The organism is Isoptericola sp. NPDC057191, assembly GCF_042670225.1.
Lineage (GTDB): Bacteria > Actinomycetota > Actinomycetes > Actinomycetales > Cellulomonadaceae > Isoptericola.
This window is the reverse complement of record NZ_JBHUWC010000239.1, coordinates 1-4967: the sequence shown is the minus strand read 5'-3', so window position 1 is coordinate 4967 and position 4967 is coordinate 1. Positions and strand designations below refer to the sequence as shown.

The window sequence follows — 4967 nt, the reverse complement described above, 5'->3', positions numbered from 1 at the left end:
TGCCCCAGCCGGCCTGCGCCGGCGCCCACGCGCGGCCGCCCGCCGGCGGCCGGCCCCCCCGCGCGGGGGGCCCGGCCGCCGTCGTCGTTCCCGTGGCGGGTCAGCGGGTGGCGAAGAGCCGCGTGGCCTGGGCCTCGGCGTCGGCGTAGGTGCGCGACGCCGACGACAGTGCTGCCGTCACGGCGTCGAGCGCCGCCTCGACCTGGGTCTGGGTGGCCTGCCACTGGCCCATCACGCCCGCGAACTGCGTCGCGGCGCCGCCGTGCCAGCTCGCCTGCAGGTCCTGCAGGTGCCGCATCATCGCTCCGACCTCGGAACGGATCGCCGTCACGGACCCGTTCACCGCCGCGCCCGCCTGCGCGACCCGCTCGCTGTCGACCTCGTACCGCACGTGTCCTCCTTCGTCGCCGTACCCCGTCCGGGGATGCCGGGGACGACGCTACGGAGCGCGGAAGGGCGGCCGGACGCGCCGTCCACAGGCTGTGGACGAGGGTGCGTCAGGAGGCGGACGACTCCGCCTGCTCGGGCAGCAGGCGCCGCTCCTTGAGGAGCCGGTGCAGCTCGCCGTCGAGGTTCTGCCGCGCGGACTCCTCCCACGCCGCCCCCATCGGGCTGCGGTAGAGGGACTGCCGCTGCAGCAGCTTCTGCAGCACGCGGATGCGGGCGTCGAGGTAGTCCGGGAGCGGGATGTGCGAGTACTCCGCCCGGACGTTGGCCATGTACTCCTTGTAGCGCTGCGGCTCCGCCGCCAGCATCGCCAGGTCGGCGTCGTTCAGCACGGCCGAGTCGACGTCGTCGGGCAGCGGCTTGTGCCGGTCGATCGAGTCGACGAGACGCGCGGTGCGCTCCACGGCCGCGGCCGGCAGCCCCAGCTCGGACAGCTGGGTGCGCGCGAGGTTCGCGCTCACCGTGGTCTGCTCGCCGCCCTGGGTCGCCTGCGCGACCTTGCGCGTCGCGTCGAAGACGGCGCCGTGGTACCAGGCCGCCAGCCGGACCAGGTCGGGCTCGTGCGTCTCCTGGGACAGCTCGTCCACGCGGTGCAGGACGTCGGCCAGGTGCCGCAGGTTGTGGAAGTGCCGGTCGGTACCGGACCACCGGTCGAGGAGGTCCTCCCCGACGGAACGGATCGCCGCCTCGTCGGCCGTGGCACCCGCACCGTGACAGGTGCGGACGAACGCGGAGAGGAACCACTGGGGCGCGTCGGCGCTCATGACGCCCATCGCAATCAGACCTTCGGTCGCCGGACTCGGACTGTCGTCCTCCGCCAGACTACGACTGCGCGCCGACATCGCACGCGGCCCGTTCGCGCCGGTCAGGCGGACGAGGACGACGCGCCATCGTAGCCGCCCGCCGGCGGGAGCAGAACTCGCACCGTCATGCCGCCGCCCGGGGTCTCCTGCACGGACACGTGCCCGTGGTGCGCGCCGACGATCGCCGCGACGATCGCCATCCCCAGACCGGACCCGCCGGACTCGCGGTTGCGCGACGAGTCGGCCCGGTAGAAGCGCTCGAACACCCGGCTGGCCTGCTCGGGCGTGATGCCGGCGCCGTGGTCGCGCACCTCCAGGACGGCGGAGCCGTCGGGTGCGCGGCCGACGGCCAGCTCGGCGGGGGAGCCGGCCGGTGTGTGCCGTGCCACGTTCCCCACGAGATTGGTGAGCACCTGGCGCAGGCGGTCGGCGTCGCCGGTGACGACCAGGTCCGACGGCGGGGCGGCGCCGGGCGCCAGGCCCGTCACGGTGACCGCGCGCGTCGGGTCCAGGGCGTGCAGGTCCTGGGCGGCGTCGCGGGCCATCGTGACCAGGTGCACCGGCTCGCTGCGCATCGGTCGGCCCTCGTCGAGGCGGGCCAGGACGAGGAGGTCGTTGACGAGCGTGCTCATGCGCCGCGCCGAGTCCTCGATGCGGTCCATGGTGTCGTCGACCTTCGCGGGCGTGTCCAGGGCGCCCAGGCGGTAGAGCTCCCCGTAGCCCTTGACCGTGGCCAGCGGCGTGCGCAGCTCGTGGCTCGCGTCGGAGACGAAGCGGCGCATGCGGCGCTCCGACTCCTCCTGGGCGGAGAACGCCCGCTCGATCTGCGCCAGCATCGTGTTCAGCGACGCGGACAGCGAGCCGACCTCCGTCGACGTCGGGCGCTCGGGCACGCGCTGGGACAGGTCGCCCGCGGCGATCTCCGCCGCCGTCGTCTCGATCTCCCGCAGCGGCCGCAACGAACGGTGCACCAGCAGGAACGAGATCGCGCCGCCGAGCACCACCATGCCCAGGGCTGAGAACAGCAGGGAGCGCGTGAGGTAGGAGACCGTCTGCTGGACGTTGGCGAGCGGGTATGCGACGTAGGCGATCACCTGCGTCGCTCCCTGACCGGACACGAGGGGCGCTACTCGCCACTGGGTGGGGGTCGTGCCCCCCGATCCCTCGACCGTGAAGGGCTCTCCGTGCCGGGCCTGGACCTCCGCGTAGGTCTCGACGGGGATCTTCGGAGTGCCGTAGCGCTCGATGTTCGGGGACCAGCCGATGGGGTCGCTGCTGACCTCGCCCGTCGCGTCCCGGAAGATCACGACATAGTCGGTGGGAGGCCCGGAGGTGGGCGACTCCGACTGCCGCAGGGTGAGGCTCGCGACGCCCTGGGCGGACTGGCGCAGCTGCTGGTCCACCTGGTCGATCAGGTAGCCCGAGACGACGGTGCGCGTCACGACCGCCGCGAGGATCAGCCCTGCAGCGAGCACGAGCACCGTGATGGTGACGAGACGGGTGCGGAGGGGCAGCCGCTCCGTCCAGCCCCACCGCTGCGTCCCGGCGTCACCCGAGCCGGTGGTGGCGACCGGGGCGGTGCGGGGGTCCGCGGGCAGCGCCCGGCCGTCCGCCGTCGTACCGGCCGGACCGGTCGCGACGGCGGGAGTCTGGGCCGTCGTCGCCCTCGGGGCGCCGGGCGCGGGCGACGTCATCGCGCCTGCGGCGCCCGGAGCAGGTAGCCGACGCCGCGCTTCGTGTGGATGAGCGGGGGCAGCGTGACGTCACCGCCGTCGGGCCCTGCGACGGTAAGGTTGTCGATCTTGCGGCGCAGGTAGGAGATGTAGGACTCGACGATGTTGGCGTCGCCGCCCCAGTCGTACTGCCACACGTGGTCGAGGATCTGCGCCTTGGACAGCACCCGGCCCGCGTTGAGCATGAGATACCGCAGGAGCTTGAACTCGGTGGGGGAGAGCTCCACCTCGAGGCCGGCACGACGCACCTCGTGCGAGTCCTCGTCGAGCTCGAGGTCGCCCACGCGCAGGACCGCGTCGTCCTCGGGCTCGCCCGCGTGGGTGCGGCGCAGCACCGCGCGGATGCGCGCCACGACCTCCTCCAGGCTGAACGGCTTGGTCACGTAGTCGTCGCCGCCCACGGTGAGCCCCTGCACCTTGTCCTGCGTGTCGTCGCGGGCGGTGAGGAACAGCACGGGGGTGTGCCGGCCCGTGGAGCGCATACGGCGGGTCACGGTGAAGCCGTCCATGTCGGGCAGCATCACGTCGAGCACGACCAGGTCGGGCTCGACGTCACGGACGAGCTGCAGCGCCCCGTTGCCGTCGCCTGCGGCGTGCACCTCGAACCCTGCGAACCGCAGGGAGGTGGACAGCAGCTCACGGATGTTGGGCTCGTCGTCCACGACGACGAGGCGTGCCTCGGGTGCGCTCATGATGTCAGTGTGCGACCGAGGTCTGAGCGTTGCCTGGGAACGGCCTCGGACGGGCTCGGACGGGCATCGCGTCCTTCGCGCGGGCCGTCGTGTGGGTGGCGCACCCGACGATGGGAGGGTGCGGATCACGGGAGAGCAGCGGCGGCGGCGCCTGGTGGTGCGGCAGCTCGCGCTCGGGGGAGACGGGCCGGGAGCGGCGCGGACGCCGGAGGACGTGACGCGCCGCCTGGTCGCGCTGCACGCGACCGAGGCGCCCAGCGTCCACCTCGCCGTGCTGGCCAGGGTGCCGGGGCTGGGCCTCGACGACGTCCGGGAGGCGCTGTTCGTGCGGCGCAGCCTGGTCAAGGTGCTCGGCATGCGCCGCACGATGTTCGTCGTGCCGCGGGACGTCGTGCCGGTGGTCCATGCCGCGGCGGCCGCCGCCGTGGCGCGGAGGCTGCGGACGCGGCTGCTCAAGGAGCTCGCGACGCTGCCCACCGACCCGGACGTCGACGACCCGGTGGGGCTGCTCGCGGCGGCAGAGGCGCAGGTGCACGCCGCCCTCGCTCAGGGGCCGCTCGACGGTGCCCAGCTCTCCAGGGCGGCGCCGCTGCTGCGCACCGCGTTCCTGCCCACCACGGACAAGTCGTGGGACGTGCGCCGCACCATGACCTCGCAGCTGCTGTCGGTGCTGTCGGCCGAGGGCACCGTCGTGCGCGGGGAGCCGCGAGGAGCCTGGACGTCGCCTCGGCACGTGTGGTCGCCGATGAGCGACTGGTTCCCGGACGGTGTCCCCGTGCTGGACGAGGACGCCGCGCGCGTGCAGCTCGCGCGGGCGTGGCTGGAGGCGTTCGGACCCGCCACCGTGGCCGACCTGCGGTGGTGGACCGGCTGGAACCTGGGGCAGGCGCGTCGCGCCGTCGGCGCGCTCGACGTGCGCGAGGTGCAGGTGGAGGTCGGCGCCCCCGGGGCGGACGCCGTCGTCGCCGACGGCGTGATGCTGCGGTCGACCGACCTGGACGCGGACCTCGACCCGGCGCTGGACGACGTCGTGGCCGGGCACGCCGCGCTGCTGCCCACGCTCGACCCGACCACGATGGGCTGGACGGCCCGGGACTGGTACCTCGGCCCGCACCGGCCGCGGCTCTTCGACAGTGCCGGCAACGCGGGCGCCACCGTGTGGTGGCAGGGCCGGGTCGTCGGGGCCTGGGCCGTGCGGCCCGACGGCGACGTGGTGTGGCGTCTGCTCGAGGACGTCGGGGCCGACGGCGAGGCTGCCGTCGCCGCCGAGGGCGCGCGTCTGCGCGCGGCCC

General features: G+C 74.1%; 5 protein-coding genes. 1 reads left to right on the top strand and 4 read right to left on the bottom strand.

The features are described 5' to 3' along the window. Positions 1-100 precede the first annotated feature (100 nt). From ACFT55_RS19045 to ACFT55_RS19030, 4 genes are all read right to left on the bottom strand, one after another. Entirely contained in the window at positions 101-391 is a 291-nt protein-coding gene (locus ACFT55_RS19045) for a WXG100 family type VII secretion target (protein ID WP_380245418.1), read from the bottom strand. A gap of 106 nt (positions 392-497) precedes the next feature. Further along, the gene (locus ACFT55_RS19040) at positions 498-1211 is read right to left on the bottom strand and encodes a hypothetical protein (protein WP_380245417.1); all 714 of its coding nucleotides are present in this window, start codon (positions 1209-1211) and stop codon (positions 498-500) included. 101 nt (positions 1212-1312) lie between these two features. After that, positions 1313-2944 (bottom strand): sensor histidine kinase, encoded by a 1632-nt coding sequence (locus ACFT55_RS19035; RefSeq protein ID WP_380245416.1) that lies wholly within the window; start codon positions 2942-2944, stop codon positions 1313-1315. Continuing rightward, complete coding sequence (locus tag ACFT55_RS19030) at positions 2941-3675, bottom strand: response regulator transcription factor (protein ID WP_380245415.1); 735 nt, start codon at positions 3673-3675, stop codon at positions 2941-2943. The genes ACFT55_RS19035 and ACFT55_RS19030 overlap by 4 nt, the downstream gene beginning before the upstream one ends. Before the next feature lie 118 nt (positions 3676-3793). Between ACFT55_RS19030 and ACFT55_RS19025 the strand changes: the two genes are divergently transcribed. Further along, a partial coding sequence (locus ACFT55_RS19025; protein ID WP_380245414.1) for a DNA glycosylase AlkZ-like family protein occupies positions 3794-4967 on the top strand: 1174 nt, incomplete at its 3' end.

Coding starts and splice junctions, on each gene's coding strand:
- ACFT55_RS19030 (WP_380245415.1), bottom strand. CDS start 3,675: ATGAGCGCACCCGAGGCACGCCTCGTCGTCGTGGACGACGAGCCCAAC.
- ACFT55_RS19035 (WP_380245416.1), bottom strand. CDS start 2,944: ATGACGTCGCCCGCGCCCGGCGCCCCGAGGGCGACGACGGCCCAGACT.
- ACFT55_RS19040 (WP_380245417.1), bottom strand. CDS start 1,211: ATGAGCGCCGACGCGCCCCAGTGGTTCCTCTCCGCGTTCGTCCGCACC.